The organism is Arenibacterium halophilum, assembly GCF_005938225.1.
GTDB lineage: Bacteria > Pseudomonadota > Alphaproteobacteria > Rhodobacterales > Rhodobacteraceae > Arenibacterium > Arenibacterium halophilum.
Genome location: NZ_VCPC01000004.1, coordinates 205698 through 223039, shown reverse-complemented (window position 1 = coordinate 223039; position 17342 = coordinate 205698). Strand labels below are relative to the sequence as shown.

General features: G+C 62.9%; 19 protein-coding genes and 1 pseudogene. 8 read left to right on the top strand and 12 right to left on the bottom strand.

All coding sequences use genetic code 11. The annotated features are described in order from the left end of the window. The first annotated feature begins 206 nt into the window (after positions 1-206). Both FGK64_RS18030 and FGK64_RS18025 read left to right on the top strand, forming a co-directional pair. Positions 207-1211 carry an AraC family transcriptional regulator gene (locus FGK64_RS18030; RefSeq protein ID WP_138865241.1) on the top strand — a complete coding sequence of 335 codons (1005 nt, stop codon included), beginning with the start codon at positions 207-209 and terminating at the stop codon, positions 1209-1211. A gap of 109 nt (positions 1212-1320) precedes the next feature. After that, positions 1321-2148 carry a Rossmann-fold NAD(P)-binding domain-containing protein gene (locus tag FGK64_RS18025; RefSeq protein WP_138865240.1) on the top strand — a complete coding sequence of 276 codons (828 nt, stop codon included), beginning with the start codon at positions 1321-1323 and terminating at the stop codon, positions 2146-2148. Between the two features lie 18 nt (positions 2149-2166). Here FGK64_RS18025 and FGK64_RS18020 read toward each other — a convergent pair whose 3' ends face one another. After that, positions 2167-2502 (bottom strand): LysR family transcriptional regulator, encoded by a 336-nt coding sequence (locus FGK64_RS18020; protein WP_138865239.1) that lies wholly within the window; start codon positions 2500-2502, stop codon positions 2167-2169. Positions 2503-2829: 327 nt separating this feature from the next. Here FGK64_RS18020 and FGK64_RS22835 point away from each other — a divergent pair, with 327 nt between their 5' ends. The 5 genes from FGK64_RS22835 to FGK64_RS17995 are packed head-to-tail and all read left to right on the top strand — an operon-like array spanning position 2830 to position 5425. Beyond that, complete coding sequence (locus FGK64_RS22835; RefSeq protein WP_138865238.1) at positions 2830-3093, top strand: DUF2798 domain-containing protein; 264 nt, start codon at positions 2830-2832, stop codon at positions 3091-3093. Positions 3094-3142: 49 nt separating this feature from the next. Then, positions 3143-3835 carry a DUF4386 domain-containing protein gene (locus tag FGK64_RS18010; RefSeq protein ID WP_138865237.1) on the top strand — a complete coding sequence of 231 codons (693 nt, stop codon included), beginning with the start codon at positions 3143-3145 and terminating at the stop codon, positions 3833-3835. Positions 3836-3868: 33 nt separating this feature from the next. Then, on the top strand, positions 3869-4216 hold the full coding sequence (locus FGK64_RS18005) for a hypothetical protein (RefSeq protein ID WP_138865236.1): 348 nt from the start codon (positions 3869-3871) through the stop codon (positions 4214-4216). Continuing rightward, positions 4213-4824, top strand: a complete 612-nt coding sequence (locus FGK64_RS18000; RefSeq protein WP_342773970.1) for a YcnI family protein — start codon at positions 4213-4215, stop codon at positions 4822-4824. Before FGK64_RS18005 ends, FGK64_RS18000 begins: the two co-directional genes overlap by 4 nt. A gap of 7 nt (positions 4825-4831) precedes the next feature. Beyond that, the gene (locus FGK64_RS17995) at positions 4832-5425 is read left to right on the top strand and encodes an SCO family protein (RefSeq protein ID WP_138865234.1); all 594 of its coding nucleotides are present in this window, start codon (positions 4832-4834) and stop codon (positions 5423-5425) included. A 145-nt stretch (positions 5426-5570) separates the two neighbouring features. Here the strand turns inward: FGK64_RS17995 and FGK64_RS17990 are convergent, their stop codons facing one another. The 11 genes and pseudogenes from FGK64_RS17990 to FGK64_RS17940 form a co-directional block, all read right to left on the bottom strand. Beyond that, positions 5571-6284: an anti-sigma factor gene (locus tag FGK64_RS17990; RefSeq protein ID WP_138865233.1), complete on the bottom strand. Its 714-nt coding sequence runs from the start codon at positions 6282-6284 to the stop codon at positions 5571-5573. Further along, positions 6281-6745: a sigma-70 family RNA polymerase sigma factor gene (locus FGK64_RS17985; protein ID WP_171054142.1), complete on the bottom strand. Its 465-nt coding sequence runs from the start codon at positions 6743-6745 to the stop codon at positions 6281-6283. Before FGK64_RS17985 ends, FGK64_RS17990 begins: the two co-directional genes overlap by 4 nt. Before the next feature lie 272 nt (positions 6746-7017). Continuing rightward, complete coding sequence (locus tag FGK64_RS17980; RefSeq protein WP_138865231.1) at positions 7018-7815, bottom strand: DUF4394 domain-containing protein; 798 nt, start codon at positions 7813-7815, stop codon at positions 7018-7020. Between the two features lie 109 nt (positions 7816-7924). Further along, entirely contained in the window at positions 7925-8302 is a 378-nt protein-coding gene (locus tag FGK64_RS17975; protein WP_138865230.1) for a hypothetical protein, read from the bottom strand. A 136-nt stretch (positions 8303-8438) separates the two neighbouring features. After that, positions 8439-8579 (bottom strand): annotated as a pseudogene (locus FGK64_RS22610) (hypothetical protein); the annotation flags it as partial. Positions 8580-8685: 106 nt separating this feature from the next. Then, positions 8686-10674, bottom strand: a complete 1989-nt coding sequence (locus FGK64_RS17965) for an alpha/beta fold hydrolase (RefSeq protein WP_138865229.1) — start codon at positions 10672-10674, stop codon at positions 8686-8688. Positions 10675-10695: 21 nt separating this feature from the next. After that, positions 10696-12624 carry an alpha/beta fold hydrolase gene (locus FGK64_RS17960; protein ID WP_138865228.1) on the bottom strand — a complete coding sequence of 643 codons (1929 nt, stop codon included), beginning with the start codon at positions 12622-12624 and terminating at the stop codon, positions 10696-10698. 135 nt (positions 12625-12759) lie between these two features. Continuing rightward, a complete protein-coding gene (locus FGK64_RS17955) occupies positions 12760-13701 on the bottom strand; it encodes an SH3 domain-containing protein (protein ID WP_246057815.1) in 942 nt (313 codons plus the stop codon). Then, on the bottom strand, positions 13682-14281 hold the full coding sequence (locus tag FGK64_RS17950; RefSeq protein ID WP_138865227.1) for a lysozyme inhibitor LprI family protein: 600 nt from the start codon (positions 14279-14281) through the stop codon (positions 13682-13684). The genes FGK64_RS17955 and FGK64_RS17950 overlap by 20 nt, the downstream gene beginning before the upstream one ends. 25 nt (positions 14282-14306) lie before the next feature. Then, positions 14307-15089 carry a CPBP family glutamic-type intramembrane protease gene (locus FGK64_RS17945; RefSeq protein ID WP_246057814.1) on the bottom strand — a complete coding sequence of 261 codons (783 nt, stop codon included), beginning with the start codon at positions 15087-15089 and terminating at the stop codon, positions 14307-14309. 84 nt (positions 15090-15173) lie between these two features. Next, positions 15174-16169 carry an AraC family transcriptional regulator gene (locus tag FGK64_RS17940; RefSeq protein ID WP_138865226.1) on the bottom strand — a complete coding sequence of 332 codons (996 nt, stop codon included), beginning with the start codon at positions 16167-16169 and terminating at the stop codon, positions 15174-15176. Positions 16170-16421: 252 nt separating this feature from the next. On the opposite strand from FGK64_RS17940, the gene FGK64_RS17935 reads away from it, so the two are divergent. Next, complete coding sequence (locus tag FGK64_RS17935) at positions 16422-17336, top strand: L,D-transpeptidase family protein (protein WP_246057813.1); 915 nt, start codon at positions 16422-16424, stop codon at positions 17334-17336. Positions 17337-17342 lie beyond the last annotated feature (6 nt).

Below are 17342 nucleotides of genomic sequence, written 5' to 3'. Positions count from 1 at the left end.
CGCGCATGCGTCTGGTACAAGCGCCGGTCTATGCGGGTAACCGGCATCGCGCTGCTGTCTCTCAGGTCAATTGCGGGTGGAGATCGAAAGATCGCTGCACGTACAGGTCGGATTTAAATTCTATCGTTAATCGGAAATCCGGTCTGCCCCGCGCCGGGTTCCACCCCGCGCTTGGCTGATTACCAAGTGCAGCGTAGAATGACGGCATGGGCTATGTGACATCGCTCTTCGCGCGAAAGGTGGTCGCCGCGGCGGGCGGTGGCGTCGATGCTGCGGCATTGCTGGACAGTGTCGGGATCGCCCCCGCTGCGCCCTGGGATCCCGGTCAGATGATTCCAGCCGAGCGGTACTATGACATGCTCGAGAGGATCGCCGCGCAGATTGATGTGACCGATCTGCCATTGCGCACGGGCGCCTCAATGCGGCTCGACGAATACGGTGCGCTCGGGCTGGCCTTCAAGGCCGCGACGACACTTGGGGCCTCTTGTGCGCGAGTTGAACGCTACGCACGTCTCTGGAGCAGCGTCGTCGAATACGAGCTGCGCCCGGCGACGGGGGGCACGCATTTCATCCTGCATCGCGCGGGTGAACGGCGCCTCGGGATGCGGCTGTCGAACGAGGCCACGCTGGCCAGCGCCGTGTCCATCGCGCGGCAGGTTTGCCCGGAGCGGCTTGCGCCAGTGGAGGTTCTGGTTCGGCATCCCGCGCCACGCTCGGTCCTTGCGCACGAGAAATACTTCGGCTGCCCGGTGCGATTCGGCGCCCACCTCGACGCGATCCTTTATTCCAACGAGACGCTGACCCGGCCAAACATCCTTGGGGACGAGGGCATTTCGCAATACCTCGCTACACATCTCGACGCGGAATTGTCCGAGATTACCAGAGAGCCTGCGCTTGTCACCCAGGCTCAGGCCGCGATTGCCCAGTCGCTCAGCGAAGGCACGCCGAAGCTGGCTGAGATCGCCCGCAGTCTCGGGCTGAGCGCACGGTCCTTCCACCGGCGTCTTTCGGATCACGGGATGAGCTTCCAGAGCCTCACCGAGGACACCCGTCGCGACCTTGCCGAGGGGCTTTTGCGCGACGAAAGCCATTCACTGGCCGAGATCGCGTTCCTCACCGGGTTTTCCGAGCAAAGCGCTTTTACCCGTGCGTTCAAGCGCTGGGTGGGCACGACTCCGGCGACCTATCGTAAAGGCCTGCTCCGCGGCTGATGGATGAATTGGCGAGGTCGGTCAAAAAGCTGGCAAGGCTGGTCAATACCGCGCTGCCCGGGCGCGCCTATCCCTTGGCCACCGAAACTGAAGCCAAGGAGAGAACCCGATGCAAGACCAACCGATCCTCGTTATCGGCGCGACCGGAAAAACCGGCTGCCGCGTTGCCGACGGCCTCGAAGCGCGGGGCCTGCCTGTGCGCCGCGGCTCGCGCAGGTCCGCCACGCCTTTCGACTGGGAGGCGCCCGATACCTGGGCACCGGCCCTGCGCGGAGCCCGAGCAGCCTATGTCACCTACTTCCCCGACCTTGCCTTTCCCGGGGCTGTGGAAAAGCTCGGGTCCCTTTGCGACACCGCCAGCGATATGGGGGTCGGGCATCTTGTGCTGCTTTCAGGTCGCGGCGAACACCATGCCCGGCTGGGCGAGGAGGTGGTGCGCAATTCAAACATCGACTTCACCATTGTTCGGGCTGCGTGGTTCGCGCAAAACTTTTCCGAAGGTTACCTGCGTGATCCGGTCCTGGGCGGCGTTCTTCCGATGCCCGGAGGGCATGTCGTTGAACCCATCATCGACATCGACGACATCGCTGATGTCGTGGTCGCGGCGCTGACCGAAGAAGGGCACCGAGGCGCGCTTTACGAGGTGACCGGCCCGCGGCTGATGACCTTCGCGGACATGGCGGACGAGCTGTCGCAGGCCACCGGCCGCGATATCCGGCATCTCCCGATCAGCTTCGAGGAATTTCACGCAAATATTGCGCAGGCGGGCGGCAGCTTCGTCGCCGATGTCTTTACTGCCATCGCGCGCGAAACGCTGGATGGGCGCAACGCCCACACCACAGACGGCGTGATGCGCGCGCTTGGTCGCCCGCCCCGCGACTTTGCCGATTTCGCCCTTGAGGCCGCCCGAACCGGTGCCTGGAAAAGCGCGGACTGACAGCACCTGACGAAGGGATCATGACATGAGAGCCACCATGTTCGAAAAGATCGCGCTTGGCCTTTCCGGCCTCATCGCGCTTGTCATCGGCCCTTCCATCCTGTTCGCACCGCAGACATAGGCTGGCAGTGCGATTGCGCCGGGTCCCTCGGCAGCGGCCGCTTCGGCAGCCACCATGCAGTCCAGCGCCATGCGGGCATGACGAATAAAGGCCTCGCCTGCTGCGGTCAGCGCCATGTGTCTTGAACCCCGGTTCAGGAGCTGATTTCCAAGAACCTCTTCAAGCGTCTTCACTTGCCTGCTCAGACGGGACTTGGGGATGCCAAGTGCGAATAGCCATTCCTTCCACGACATGTACCAGGTATTAGGCCTGGTTCAGGTCCATTGCCCGGTCATTTCGTAACCCCATTTCGTTCCATTTACAGAACGATGGGTTCCGAAACCAACAGATTTCGCCAAAGGCGTTCCGATCATAGGCTTATGTTCAGCACAAGGAAGCGAACATGACCGTTCCGGACCAACTTCAAACCCAAGCCCCCCGCGGCGCGAGTACCGCGGACCAGCACGGAGAGCCGAACGCCTTGGCGGAGTTGACGGCCGCAGCCGAAACTCTGGCCAAGTTGGACGTCGCTCGAGATGATCGACCATAGCCACCTTCAACGTCTTTAAGGCTCTCTGGTTATGTCAACTTTCATGTCGACGGCTCTTTCGGGTGTATTCAGCCTTCTGGAATTCGGAGCTTCGGTCCCGTGGCTGCAGGTGTGGGGACAGAGCTTTCCGATCGCCCTGCCGATCGCCTTCTCGCTGGACATGATTTTTGGAAACAGGCTTCGGCTTTTGTCGGCCAACCTGACGGAAAAGGCAGCCGATGCTTGGCCCCGACAACCAGTGTTCGGGAGGCGGCCCAGCCTTGCCGGACTTTGCGCTTTGCTGGGGCGCCGATAACATTGGATGCATTGGTGGACCGTCGCAGGTACCAAGAGGAGACCCATTCATGACGTTTTCCAGCCGCTCGCCCGCCACCCTCCGCCTCGCCGGTCTGCTCTACCTGGTAATCATCGTCTGTGGCCTTGGTGCGGAAGTGCTAGCGCGTGGTCCGCTTGTAGACTTCGACGACCCAGCCGCCACCGCAAGCGCAATACAAAATGCCGTCGGCACGTTCCGGCTGGCGATCGCGGCGGATATCGTCATGGCAGCGGCGGATGCGGCGCTGGCCATTCTGCTCTACGTCATCTTCTATCCGGTCGCGCCGGTTATGGCGTTGACTGCGATGGTGTTCCGGCTGATCCAGTCTGTGATGATCGCCATCAACCTGATGCACATGCAATCCGCGCTGCTTCTGATCACGGGCGCGCCCGAGCTTGCCAAGCAACAGGCAGAGGCGATGGCGCTTCATGCGCTGACTCTGCATGCCCACGGCTACGACCTCGGGCTCGTCTTCTTTGCGATCAACTGCCTGCTGACTGGCGTACTGATCTGGGTCTCACACCTGATCCCGCGCATCATCGGAGCCGGAATCATTGCAGCGGGGATCGTTTACCTCATCGGCAGTTCACTGAGGGTCTTTGCACCTGCCGCGGTCGACGCCTTCATGCCCGCCTATGGAGTGACCATCGTGGCCGAAGGGGCGTTCTGCATTATCCTTCTGTCCGGCGGGACGAGGCGGCGGCGTGTACGGGATGCCTGACGTGCAGGTTTGGCGCGCAAACCGGCACACACCATGACCGATCTGTTGCGGCATCGACTGATTAGCATTGCTGCTGCGATTCTCCTGATTGTGGGAAGCGCTGTGTCTGCGGCCATGATGGCGCCGGATCGCGTAGATGCGGCCGAGGCCCATATTACCCTGATGGGCATGAGCCTGGATGATGTCTGTGGGGGCGAGAGCGCCCACGATCATCACTGCCCCTTTTGTCACCTTGTCCCGGACACGCCTGTTCCGGCTCCGGCCGAAATCACTTCTGTGCTTTTGCCGTTTGCAGCCTGGACTCAGGCGAATGATCTGCATCGCACCGCGCAGGCGCGGGATCATGGCCGCTCTCCAAGTGCTCCTCCGACCGTGATCTGATCGCTGGCCCTCTGCGGGCCGTCCCTGTCAGATCCGCGGCCCCACGGGCCGCCTATTCGCTCAGGATGCGATGCGTCCGCGCGCGCATCTTGTTGGAGACCCACACCGTTCACATCACGCTGCCCGAAGGGTTTTATGCCGCCAAGCCGATGCCCAGGGCCGGGTGGAAGCTGACGACCAAGACCGGCGTCTATGCCACGCGCTACAACAACCATGGCACCGAAATGACCGAAGGCCTGCGCGAGGTCACATGGTCCGGCGGCGATCTGCCGGATGCCTGGTATGACGAATTTACGGTCCGAGGCACCTTCGGCCCGGATGTCGCGCCCGGGACCGTGCTGTATTTTCCGGCCCTCCAGACCTGCGCACATGGCATGGCCGACTGGACCGACACCGGTGGTTCGCATGACGTTCCGAACCCGGCGCCGAAGGTCACGGTTGTCGCGGGTGGCAAAGGGCACGGTTACGGACATGGTGCCAAGGCGGATCATGCCATGGATGCCGTCACGGTCGGCGAGGTCGAGGTTCCGCTGATAATCGGCAGGATGAATGCCAAGTGTCATGTCCATGGGTCCATGGATCACGGCAGCCACGACATGAAGAACTGAGCGCACCATGACTATTCAGCGCAAGCATCTGGTCATCGGTGGTTTATGGGGGCTGGCATTGTTGGCCCTCATGGCCGTGGCCTGGGTTCGTGTGATCGGACCGAAGTTCGAGGCCGGGCTGTCCGACATGATCGGCCCAGGCGACTATCACCTGACGACCACCGATGGTGAGGCGTTCACCGAAGCGACCTTGAAAGGCAGCCCGCTCGCCGTTTTCTTCGGCTTCACCCATTGCCCCGAAGTCTGTCCGACCAGCCTTGGCGACATCGCCGCGTTTCAGCAGGAACTTGGGGACGAGCAGATCCGCGTCTTTTTCGCGACCGGCGATCCGGAGCGCGACACGGTTGACCAGCTGCGCGACTATGTCGGCTGGGCGCCGGGCGTTCAGGGCGTATCGGGAACGCGCGAAGAGATCGACAAGGCGATCACGGCCTTCCGAATCTATGCCCGAAAAATCCCGCTGGAAGATGGCGGATATACGATGGATCATTCGGCCAGCATCCTGCTGTTCGACAGCCGGGGCAGGTTCTTCGAGCCGATTGGATATCAGGAAGACCTGGACCGCGCGGTTGCGAAGATCCGACGCATGAGCGCAGGTTGAGCCAGATGAGGGAGGTGTCGCCCTTAGCGCCGACGGACCTGTGGCGGCACAAATCCCGCGTGTGAATGGCCTTCCACCTGCCCGCCCTCCAGTCGCAAACAGCCGAAGGCCGCGCCGCATCGCGTGGGGCGGCTGCCACCTGCGGTCAGATCACCGGCTGCTTGGCCAGTCCCTTGCCCAGGATCGGGCCAGTCGGCAGGTTGGTCGGCGATCCGCCCGCAGGCTCGACCGTGATCTCGTAAAGCTGTTGCGGGTTCGGAGCGGGCAGACCTTCGATCACCAATGTTTCGGAGCGGCCCGAGGCAAGAAGGCCAAGTGACACGGGCGGGCCATCTTCGTCCGGTTTCGTCCAGACCTGCATCACCCGCTCGGACGGCACCTGGGCCTGTTCCAGCAAGGTGACCAGCGTGGTGTTGTCGGGGCGGCCTTCGACCACTGCGATGGCCTCACCATTGTCGTTCAACAAGACCGCAATCACCGAGGGTTCGGCCGTGGTCATCACCGACCACCCAAGGGTCATGGCCAGCAGGATCGCCGCCGCGATGCTGCCAAGCGCCGCTCCGCGCCAGCGGGTCATGGCCCTGCGTACGGCGGACAAATCGACGACTTCGGCCGAGGTCGGCGCAGCTTCGATGCCGCCTGCATCCAGATCACCTTCGACCCGCGACCAGAAACCGTCGGGCAGGGCAAGCTCGTCGGCTGTGTCGTCAAGCGGGGCAAAGCGGGCGCGGGCGCGTTCAAGCCGGGATGCAATGGCCGGGTCTCGGGCAGCCATGTCCTCGACGCGCGCAACATCGGCGTCATCGGCCAGTCCCAGCACGACTTCGTCGATCAGGATGTCCAGAGTTCTATCCGTCATGACAGACACGCCCTCAGCTTACCAAGCCCGCGTCGGACCCATGATTTGACCGATCCCAGGGGCGCCTCCATCCGCCCTGCGATCTCTCCGTGACTGTGGCCCAGAACGTAGGACGACAGGATCGCCTGCCGCGTCTGTTTGTCCAGCCCTTCAAGGCAGCGGCGCAGGTCCGAGGTTGTGCCCAGCCGATCGAAGGCCTGATTCACAACGGCTCCGTCGGCGGCCCGGTCGAAGGCCTCGGGTTCTGTTGCAACCTCTCGGTCTTCGCGGCGCAGCAAGGTCAGACAGCGGTTGCGGAGGATGGTGTAAACCCAACCTCTGGCGCTGCCCCGCTCGGGGTCGAACTGATGCGCCCTGCGCCAAATCAATACCAGCGCCTCCTGCACCGCATCCTCGGCCAGATCGACACGGCGCAGCATACGCCGCGCAACTCCGAGCATGCGCCCGCCCTCGGCTTCCATCAAGGCATGCAGCGCGGCCCGGTCACCGCCTGCGCAGGATTTCAGCAATGTCGCGTGATCTGTCACGGCTTTTGTCAAGGTCTGGTCTGCCCGATGCTCGCGGTTCCACCCCGGCGCCGCCCTTGCACAAGGGCTACGATTGGTTGTTATCTCTGTCAAACCTTGGGAGCGGTTGACCAGCGGGTCGCGGGTGCCTGGCAAATCTCTCACCCGACAGTCCGGGCTTGGCTGGCGCGTGTCGAACACCGCGCCAGCCTGTTGCGATTCTGGGATCACATTGCCGTCATGAAGGTGATGTCGCGCAGGATCGCGTCACCGGCTTCCATGATTTCCCAGCTTTCCTGGACAGAACCGTCTTCCAGCGACACGGTGTGCAGCATACCGCCTGCGGCGAGCCATGCGGTGTTGGTGCCCTCGGCGTCGGTTGCGATGTCGAATGCATAGCTATCGGCGCCATCGATCCCCAGCTTGCCGACCGCGGCCAGCGTGCCGTCGTTCGGCGATGTCTGCTGGATCAACGCGACAATGCTGCTGTCGATGTCGAACATCGCGGTTTTCTCGGGCTTGCCGTAGGAGTTGATGTAGGCCGCCGCCGCGATTGCCGGGGCTTCGCCCGCATGCATGTCAGTCTCTTCGAAGGCCAGCGAGCCATCGACCGTCACGGCACCGGATTCGATGTCGACGCGGTGGTTGGTGGTGCCGGACATAAAGCGCAGCTTGTCTGCCATCGGGTTGAAATCGACGATCACCGGGGCGCCGTCCATGATCGGCAGTTCGGTGTCCATTTTCGAGATCACGGTCGCCGTGCCGGTATTCGGGTCGATCTCGACGATGTCGAAGGTGTCGGTCACGCCGATCAACTGGCCATTCGAGGGGCGCAAGTCGATGCCGAGCAGACGGTTGACACCTTGGACTTCCATCGACTCGGTCACGGTCGCGGTCGAAGCGTCGATCTTGTGCAGCATTTTGTCACCCGACAGGCCGATGGCCATCAAAGTGTCCTGCGCGAAGGCGCCGGTGGCAGGGATCATCAGGGCGGCAGCGGTCAGTGCGGTCAGCGTCTTGGTCATGAAAAGTGTCCTCTCAGATGCACGGCCACGGATCATCCGCAGCCTCGATACGGTTAAGGACTCGGGCAGGACTCAGTTTGGATGCACACCACCCGAAAAAAATTTTACGTTAAGTCGAAGGTGCAATCGGGAACGCAATCATGAGCATCTGCATGGCAGCCAGCCAGAATGCCGCAATCCTGATTGCGATGCGTACCCAGGGGCGTGGCACACGTTCGATCACGAGCCGCGCAACCCCGGCACCGGCGGTAACGGCGACACTCGCCGCAGCGAAAATACCGAGGTAGATCGGCAGGGAGAGTTCGAACCATTGGTGCCCTTCAAGGCTGACCAGCATCGTCAGCAGGCCGACCGTGGTATTCAGCGCCAGGGCGACTGGCCTGGATGGATGCGGCAGAACCGCCGCCACGGCGCCGGTGACGCATCCGGCGCCGACGAGGGCGGGGATCGCCCAGGTTCCGACTATGGGCGCGATCCCAAACCCCACGACGTGGGATGCGATCAGAGAGGGTCAGGCCTTCACCATGCCCTCCAGGTGCCACAGGGTCAGCAAGAGGCCCGTGCCGACGACAAAAACCGACAGCATAGCCGTAGGCTCTGAACGCCTCGGGCAGTTCCGCCCCATGTGCATGGCCGTGGAAAATTGGAAAAACGCCAACGATCACCCCAGCGACCCAAATCGTCGCGCCCGCGACGTCTTCCGCAGGCGGCGCGGTGCCGGGAGCCGTGAACGGCGTTTTGTGAACCGCAGCACCTTCGTTCATGCTCTTTCCCGGAACCATGCCCGGCGGCGATTTTCGGCAGGACGGGCTGTCAGCTGACCCGGTTACGGACTTCGCAAAGCACGCGTCATAATCGGCAGATGATCAATCAATAGGGCAACGGATGCATCGTGCCGTCCGGCAACATTACCGGCAGGCGCAGGTCCTCCACGCATGAGGTATCGAGATTGCCCTCCGGGTCCTCGATGAAAGCGGCCGTGATGTCCCTGGCGCACTGGCTGAACTGGATCGTGCCGTGACCGGATTCAGGGACTATGACCATCTGGGCGTTGCTGTAGTTCTGAACCGAAAGGGCTCCCCAGACCGCGGCAGTCTGGGTGTCGAGTTCCCCGTTCATCGACAGCACCGGCAGGTCCGAGGATCCGACGCTCGTCCAGTTCTCGCGCGGGTGTTTCTTGAACAGGGCGCAGGGTTCAACGAAGTAGGCAGCCAGCCCGCCGACCAGAATGTCCTGCATGACCGGTCCCCAGGACCCTTCGGCGACCATGAGTTCGCGAAACTTTTCGGGCGAGTTCCACCCGTTCGCAAAGTCCTCCTGGCAGGCGTAGAGCATGAGTTGCAGATCGCCTTCCACGTCTTTGACCGTGGCCTGATTGTCGATCCGGATCAGGTCGAAGACCCGCGCCACTTCGCCGGGGTCCAGCTGCCGGGCAAGGGCGACAATGGCGCTGGCGGTTTTTTCCTCGAAATGGGCGTTGGCCAAAGTGATCAGCGGATCGACCGAGGGTGTGACGAACCGCAGATCGAGATAGTCGCGCCCGGCCGCAAGCCGCGCCTCGGCTTCCTCCAGAGACTGGATGGCCTGCGCGAGCTGGTCGTCGAAGATTTCGGCCAGGTCCATGTTGCGGGCCTCGGAATCGAGGCCGGCTTCCAACGCTTGCGCGGTGCGCGTCACGGTGTCCCCCGCAGTCCGGATATGGTTGGCGGCGGACAGCATCGCATCGACAAGAACCATGTCCGAGGCGCTCAGGCCTGCCGCCTGCGCGGCAGCGCGGACGGTGTCGTCATCGGCGGTGGCCGGTTTCGGTGGCAGCTCACCTGCGGCGATCCGGTCGTATATCGTGGTGTCGCCCTTCTCGAGCTGGTCGATCATCAGGGGCATGTAGGGAGACAGGGGCTCGTACTTGCCCGTCATGTCGACCCGGTTGTCGAAGGTGAAAAATACCTCCTCGAGGCCAACCTTGCCGTTTGGACCTTGCACCGGTTCGCTGTCCAGCTTGTCGATCAGTGCGAAGGTCCGCGAGATGATGTCGGGATAGGCTGCATTGCATACCGGGTCGCGTTCGCAGGGCTCGAGCGTCTTGCGGATCGGCGTGGAATGCGACTCCCAGAACATCGAATAAAGCGGCAGCCAGGGCGGGGCGTTGCCGTCGATCACTGCCGCGCGGATGCCGGGCGGATCCTGTCGCAGAATCTCCATCGTCAGCTTGGTGCCGTAGGAGACGCCGTAGATGTTGTAGCTGTCGTAGCCTAGGGCCGACATCACGGCCGGCACGTCCATCGCATTCTGCTCGGTGTTGATGAGCGAATAGTCGATGCCCTTGGACTCCAGCTCGTCGAGGCACCCCTTGATGAAGTCGAGCGACAGGGACGGGACATCCGTGCCGGCCTTCTTCTCGACCACCGGGCCGAGCTGTTCGCCGAGGGTCGAATAGCAATCCATCTCGGGCGCGCTGGAATCCACGCCGCGTTCGTCGATGGCGATGATGTCGCGCCGCCCCCGTAGGTGTTCGAAATAGCTGATGGTCTTGGCCACGTGGATGACCGTGCCGCTGCCGGGGCCACCGTGCAGGTAGATCACCGGGTCGGGCTGGGGGGACAGCGAATGCGCCTTGTAGAGGTTGAAGGCGATATTGATCCTGGCACCCTCCGGCGCGCGATGGTCGAAGGGCACTTCGACCGTGCCGCAGATTACGGTTTGGCCATCGATCTCGGTCGGGGCGACGGGCCGGGCGCAGGGGGTGACGGTGACCGGGTAGTCGGGGTTTGCGCCCCCGGCTTTCAGCGAGGCAAAGGCGTTCGGGTCCGGTTCAGCCGCCAAGGCAGCAATGAGGGCAACGATTTGCTCGGGCGACATGGGGTGCTTCTGTAATCGGGTCTATTGATTTGGGGGCGCAATATAGAATTTGGGTATCAAATTGGCGGTGCAGGCCGCGTTCACGGGGGCTGAGGGATCCTCGATGAACCCCACGGCCACGTCCTTGGCGCATTGCGAGAACTGGATCACGGCGTGACCTGCTTCGGGGAACAGCACGGCCTGTCCGTTGGCCAGGGTGCGCACAACCTTTTCGGCGGCCTCCGGGTCGGTCTGCGTGTCCTTGGTGCCGGACATAGCGAGCACCGGAATGTCGCTGACCACCGGGTCGTGAAAGCCGTCGCGCGGGTGTTTGTCGAACAGGTCGCAGAACCCATAGAGAGGCAGGGTCGATTTCCGCACGCCCGGATCGACGGCGGGGAAGCGATAGTTTGCCGCCACCGCGTCGTAGCCCTCGGGCGAATTGAACGGGAAGTCCTCTTGGCAGGCGATGATCCCAAGCGTGAAGGTCATCCGCGACCGCGAGGTCAGATTGGCGGAATCGACCCGGGCCCGCTGGTAGAAGGCGTCCACGTCTTCCTCCGTCATTGCCGCGACCAGGCCGAGGAGGCGTGGTTTTTCGACCTCCGGCACATGGGTCGCAATAAGCGTTTCGATGGCCGCGCGGTCGGGCTGTTGGCCGATGAACATCACGTAGTCCCGCATCATGGCCAGCACGTCGTCCGACTCCATAGTGGCGGCGACGGAGGACAGCGCGTCATCCAGCAGCGCCTCGGTATTCAGCGCACCCGAGCTGGCCAGATCGTCCGACAGGGTCGACAGCAGCTTGGCGAGGGCCGACTGGGCGCTGGTGATCTGCGTGGCCTCGATCAGGGCAACCTCGGCGATGGTGCGGTCCAGATCGCCGAGGCCCGCTCCATAGCGGGCAATGATCGCCTCGGGCGTCGGGATGAAGTTGAAGTCGCCGGCCAGCAGCTTTTGCAAAGTCGCTGTCTGCCCCTCGGATAGTTCGGTGAAGACCTGCGGCAGATAGGCGGTGAAGGGCATATTCCGGCCATTGCTGGCATCCAGAAGGTCAGCGATCAGCTCCGGCCCGACCTCTTCGCCCATCACGGTCAGCTTGGGGTCTTCCGCCAGCCGACGGCCTGCGGCGGCGATGGTCTCCTCCAGATCGGGATAAGCTGCGGCGCAGGCCTCCTCCGCCATGCAATAGTCGACCACCCAGCCAAGCGCCTGATCCGCAGGCATCCCGTTCGTGTCGTAGGCCGCGTTGTCAACGCGGCTGATGCTGTCGATCACAAGGCTGCGCAGCCCTTCGGGCGCTGTGCGCAGCAGTTCCTGTCCCAGCTTGGTGCCGTAGGAGATGCCGAATGCGTTATAGGTCGGATAGCCGAGCGTATCCATGATCGCGCGCACGTCGCGGGCGCTTTGGGTCGTGTTATACAGCGACAGGTCGACGCCGGTGGCCGTGGTCTCTGTCAGGCATTTCGCAAGCGGGTCGTCAGGGCCGAACATCTTCTCCTCGTCGGCCTTGGTGAACTGGACGAAGTCCGCCGCGAGTTCGCTGTAGCAGGCGATGGTGCGGTCCGAGATGCCCGCCCCACGCTGGTCGAACAGGATGATGTCCCGCCGGTCGCGCAGGAAGTCGAAGATATGCGCGTTTAGCGGGATCGCCTGCACGGTGTAGCCGCCGGGGCCCCCGTGCAGATAGATGACCGGGTCCGGCGCCGGCGCGGTCGAGCGGGACTTCAGGACCGCGAAGGCCAGCGGGATCGTCGCGCCGCCGGTCGCCGCGTAATCCTCCGGCACCTCGATGCGGCCACAGATCACTGTCTGCCCCTCGACTTCCATAGGACCCAGAGGGCGCGGGCAGGTTTCGATCGTGATCGGGTAACGGCTGTCATGGCCGCCATCGCGCAACACGTCGAAGGCGGGCTCCGTTGCTCCGGTCATGAGTGCGATGAGGACCGGGATGATCTGGTCTGGCGACATGGGCTGGCTCCTTGGTCAGGCGGCGTTTCAGTCAGTCGGGGGCCCGGTGCCATCAAATGACGGCACCGGGCGGCACGGGCAGGGTCAACCCGCCCCCGGACGGGGAACGGGACGAGGTTCATGACCCTGCGACGTTCAGAACATGACATATCCCCCGGTGCCGTTGGTCAGGGTCATCGTCAGGGTGCTGCCGTTGCCGCTGCGGTTCCGGACAAGGGTGGCCAGGCCGCTGGCCCCGTCTGTGCAGTGGACGCTCACGGCCTCGCTCCGGACCGTGCCGGGTGCATGGCGAAGAAGACCCGTGCAGGTCACACCGCCTGTGATTGCCAGCGCATAGGCGCCTTCCTTGTGCCCGAAGATGCGCCCGTTCAGGGCACCGCCGCCATAGATCGTCCCCTTGCCCGAGATGTTCACATCGGCCGACGCCACCGAACCACCACCGGAGTGATCGGCGTGGTTCCCCTGTTCCCGCATATGCGCCTCGACCGCGTCGTGGGCCCGGTTACGCTGTGTGCCCGAGCAGGAACTGCCCGCCGTGATGACCCGGCCCATCGGGTTGTAAAGCACCGTGCAGCCTTGGGCGAAACGCACCTCGATCTCGCCGGTCTGGCGTTCGTACAGCTCGGGCACGTCCGACTGGCCCGAGCCGCTGCCGTGGCTCGGCGCGCCGGATTCTTGCAGGAACCGTCCCGCAGCCCAGCCCGAGGTGCTGCCGTCCGGCGTTTCAAGATGGCACCACCGGGCGTTGCCTTCGCCCCGGCAGCCAAGGTTGCGAAAGACCGCGCCATTCGGGGCGAGCGCCACGACGCGGTTCGAGGTTCCGGGACCGCTGCGGATGTTCAGGTGATCGTTCGAGGCAACCCCTGTCACCTGCCAGTAGTCTGGCCCCATCTGGGCCTGCGCCGGGCCGGGCATGGCTGCAAAACATGCGGCAAGGGCGAAGGCGGTGCCGGCAATGGCCGTCTTCAGGCGTGGCGGTATCATCTTGGTGCGAAAATTCATTATCTTGTCTCCAAAAGGTTCGGCGACGATCACGTCGCCATGTCGTCGGATCGGGTCATCGAGGCTGGCAGGCATGTTCTTCGCCGTAGGCGTCGCTGACACTCGTGGTGTCACCATCCATCACAAGGCCACCGGCGCTGCGCATGTAGTAGGTGCCCGGACTGTTCATCGCGAGCTGCGCGCCAATGTAGACGCTATCGCCTTCCTCGACCCGAAGGCCGGGCAGATCGGTTGCGAAGGTCATCGCGGTCAGGGCGCGTGGCCCGCAGGTCAGCTCGACTGTCTCGGACGGCGGTTCCAGCATGAATTCGGCGACCAGTTCGGCCTCGCGCTGAAGATACTCGGTCTCGACGCAAACACGCAGATCGGGCTCTTTCCAGCATTCGTCCCGGCCCGAGATCCAGCCGCGTTGCATGGCGCGCAGCGTGTCGGTCGCCTCCTCGGCCCCAGCATCCAGACCCTTGGCAACGTCGACCGCGGCAGCGAAACGGTCGGCAAGACGGCGGTCCAGCGCGGCCAGAGCGTCGTCGTCGCAGACCAGCTTCTCGGCAGAACTTTGGGCCTTCGCGCAGTCGAAGGCGGGACCATCCTGGGCCAGTCCCGCGGCGGGGCTCAGCGCAAGGCAGGCCAAGATTGAGAGGGATCGCAGTGTCATCGGGGGTTCCTCCTTTGGATAGGGATCAGCCAGCATGCGTCGCGCCGAATGCTGCCAGTCCGAAGATCGACCAGTCGTTGAGGATGTGGGTTCCGGTCGATGTCCAGATGTTGCGGGTGATGAGGTAGGGCATCAGCAGAACGATCCTGACCGGGACCAGCGCGGCGGCCTGGATCAGGTTGCCCTGATATGTGGGCAGATGGATCAGCCCGAAAATGATCGCGGCCAACAACACGGCGAGGCAAAGGGCCAGCTTGCGCGGCATCACTCGATTCAGACCCGCCATGGCGCCGAGGAAAATCAGAATGGTGAAAATCTCTTCGCCCAGAAGCTGGACGGCGCTCCAGAGGAAGAACAGGATCTGATCCGCTCGGGACGCCGTGGCCACCATATCCGTGGCGGGGTTCGCAGCTGTGTGAAACGCGCTGTTCATGATCGCGCCCAGGATGAGCGTCACAATCGCGTTCAGGACGAAGAACAAAACGATCAACCCGATATCCCTGAGGCCAACCGGTTTGAACAAGGCAGACGGCGCTTTCGCTCCGGCGACGGTGGCAACAGCCGCGAGCGGGATGAGCACAAAGAGTACGGGCGGGAGGAAGCCCGCGAACCCGCTATGAAACCGCTGTTGCACGATGTTCAGAACGAGGAAGGAGACCGCGACGGCGGCCAGCACAATGAGCCAGCCAACCATGCTGAAACCCTCTGGCGCGGGCCTGTAGTAGGGCAGATCGCAGTGCTTGCGCTCGAAGAAGAGGAACGCCTTTTCGGCCTGCAAATCTTTAGTGGACATCGACGCAACCCTCATGACCTGTCAGCGGCATTTGACCCGCGGCGCGTGACACGGACGTTGGGACATATCGGTCAGGTTAGTCTGTTGGGTCTGGCCGGACTATCCGATCTGCGCGGGCCCTATCCGGATTGCGGGATGTGCAGCATGGGCGGAGTCCCGGGCCCGTGTCAGCGTGACGGAAGGTGCCTCGCCGTAGGTGTCACGATAAGTTTGCGAAAACCGCCCGAGATGCGAAAATCCGCAGTCGAAAGCGATCGCCGTCACCGATGGGCCCGCAGCGGCCAGTAACCTTGTCCGGGCATTCGCCAGCCGTATCTCGGTCAGGTGCTCCCATGGCGTCCGCCCGGTTGTCAGCCGAAAGGCGTCCTGAAGCCTCCGGGTGCTGACTCCGACCACTTCGGCTATGGCAGGGACGGTCAGGGGATCACCGGAGCAGGCCGCCATGTAATCCGTTGCGCGGCGAACAAGGTTGGCCTGCGATCCGTCGAGCGCGGGATCGGCGTTGGATGACGCCAGAAGGTGCCGCAGGTGTTCGAGGACGAGTGCCGCAAACAAATCCGAAGCAGGCTGGTGGACAAGCGTGGGCACTGGCGATGCGAGATCGGCGAACAGGTACCGCATCAGCCCGCGAAATCCTTCGAGCGCCGGTGTCGAGACCGGCACGACGGGATCCGTGTCAGCTTCGGGGAATATCTTGCCTCGCCCGATTTGTTTCAGGTCGATCTTCGCGACGTTGGCCCGGAAATTCCTATGTCCGCGCGGGTCGACCTGCGTCCACCGCTCGGACGGGCCAAGCGCAAGCGCGCCGCCTTCCCCGATGACTCGCTCTTTCCTGTCCATGCGAACCCGGGTGACACCCCGTGTTGGCAACATGATCGTCAAAAAGCTCTCGTCGGCGAGGTCTATCTCGTGGCCCGAGGAGGACACGCTAAACAGACTGGTCCCGATCAACGGGAAGATGGCCGAGTTGACCCTGAGGTGACGATCCGGGCCGCGCGACATATTGAACGCGTCCGCGGCGCTGAACAGCATGGACCGATAGTCGCCACGGCGGCTCGCCTTTTCTTCCCAATGTTTCGCTTCGTACGTAAGCATGGAATCGCAGGCACCCGATCTACACCCTTAAGGTAGATTAACATTCTTTACGCAATTGTCGTCGTTTTTGACTGGAATTTCAGGGTGCTCACCGGCGGATTTAATTGATCCGTAAAATTAGGATGTGCGGAACACTGTTTTCTGCCTAATCTGAGGTAACATTTTGCACGGCGGACGGGGGGTGAGATGGCCGCCAAAACAAGACTCTCCAGACGTAATTTCAGTGCCCTTTTGTGCGTGTCCGGTCTTTCAATGTTGGCCGGCCCTCTTGCTGGCCAACACGTTTACAAGGAAATCAACGCGCTTCAGCCCGGTGAATACACCTGGCATCCGGAACGGCAACCCGAGGGTTCGGTGTCGATCGTGGTGTCACTGGATGAACAGCGGGTGCACGTCTATCGCAACGGCGTTCGCATCGCCGTGTCGACCTGTTCCAGTGGCAAGCCGGGGCACGAAACGCCGACCGGCGTGTTTGTGGTGCTGCAAAAAGACCGAAACCACCGATCTTCCACCTATAACAACGCGCCGATGCCCAACATGAACCGTCTGACGTGGGACGGAATTGCCCTGCACGCCGGCAACCTGCCGGGCTACCCGGCGAGCCATGGCTGCGTCCGGTTGCCTCTCAAGTTCTCGGAACGGCTCTTCGAGGTCACGCATCTCGGCACGCCGGTCATCATCGCGGCGAGTGGGTCTTCGCCCGCCAGTGCCGTGCATCCGGGCTTCATTCTGGGCGACTACAGTGAAGGCGAATTCGAGAGGGTGCTCGCCACGCTGGAGCCGCGCAAACGCCCGTCGGATTGGGCGCTCGATGATGCCTATCCGATCACCTCGATGATCGCCTCATCCCATGAAGAACGGATCATCATCCTTGAAAACGACCGTCAGGTGGCCGAGGGGCCGCTGATCTGGGATGGTCGCCCGCTTGGCCCGCATGTATATGTTTTGCATGGTCCCGACGACGGGCTGCGGGGAATGCAATGGCAGGCGATCACCTATGACGGGACCGTCGCGCAGGCCGATCACGACCTGACCCGCGTCGGTACGGACCATGCCTTTCGCCAGGTTATCGCCCACCACAGTCACCCGGGCATGATCTTTGTCTTCACCGATCTGCCTTTGCACCCGGAAAACCGGTCTGGCCGCGATTTCGTCATCATGTCCTGAAAGGCA

Coding starts and splice junctions, on each gene's coding strand:
- FGK64_RS18030 (WP_138865241.1), top strand. CDS start 207: ATGGGCTATGTGACATCGCTCTTCGCGCGAAAGGTGGTCGCCGCGGCG.
- FGK64_RS18025 (WP_138865240.1), top strand. CDS start 1,321: ATGCAAGACCAACCGATCCTCGTTATCGGCGCGACCGGAAAAACCGGC.
- FGK64_RS18020 (WP_138865239.1), bottom strand. CDS start 2,502: ATGTCGTGGAAGGAATGGCTATTCGCACTTGGCATCCCCAAGTCCCGT.
- FGK64_RS22835 (WP_138865238.1), top strand. CDS start 2,830: ATGTCAACTTTCATGTCGACGGCTCTTTCGGGTGTATTCAGCCTTCTG.
- FGK64_RS18010 (WP_138865237.1), top strand. CDS start 3,143: ATGACGTTTTCCAGCCGCTCGCCCGCCACCCTCCGCCTCGCCGGTCTG.
- FGK64_RS18005 (WP_138865236.1), top strand. CDS start 3,869: ATGACCGATCTGTTGCGGCATCGACTGATTAGCATTGCTGCTGCGATT.
- FGK64_RS17995 (WP_138865234.1), top strand. CDS start 4,832: ATGACTATTCAGCGCAAGCATCTGGTCATCGGTGGTTTATGGGGGCTG.
- FGK64_RS17990 (WP_138865233.1), bottom strand. CDS start 6,284: ATGACGGATAGAACTCTGGACATCCTGATCGACGAAGTCGTGCTGGGA.
- FGK64_RS17985 (WP_171054142.1), bottom strand. CDS start 6,745: ATGGAAGCCGAGGGCGGGCGCATGCTCGGAGTTGCGCGGCGTATGCTG.
- FGK64_RS17980 (WP_138865231.1), bottom strand. CDS start 7,815: ATGACCAAGACGCTGACCGCACTGACCGCTGCCGCCCTGATGATCCCT.
- FGK64_RS17965 (WP_138865229.1), bottom strand. CDS start 10,674: ATGTCGCCCGAGCAAATCGTTGCCCTCATTGCTGCCTTGGCGGCTGAA.
- FGK64_RS17960 (WP_138865228.1), bottom strand. CDS start 12,624: ATGTCGCCAGACCAGATCATCCCGGTCCTCATCGCACTCATGACCGGA.
- FGK64_RS17955 (WP_246057815.1), bottom strand. CDS start 13,701: ATGCCTGCCAGCCTCGATGACCCGATCCGACGACATGGCGACGTGATC.
- FGK64_RS17950 (WP_138865227.1), bottom strand. CDS start 14,281: ATGACACTGCGATCCCTCTCAATCTTGGCCTGCCTTGCGCTGAGCCCC.
- FGK64_RS17945 (WP_246057814.1), bottom strand. CDS start 15,089: ATGAGGGTTGCGTCGATGTCCACTAAAGATTTGCAGGCCGAAAAGGCG.
- FGK64_RS17940 (WP_138865226.1), bottom strand. CDS start 16,169: ATGCTTACGTACGAAGCGAAACATTGGGAAGAAAAGGCGAGCCGCCGT.
- FGK64_RS17935 (WP_246057813.1), top strand. CDS start 16,422: ATGTTGGCCGGCCCTCTTGCTGGCCAACACGTTTACAAGGAAATCAAC.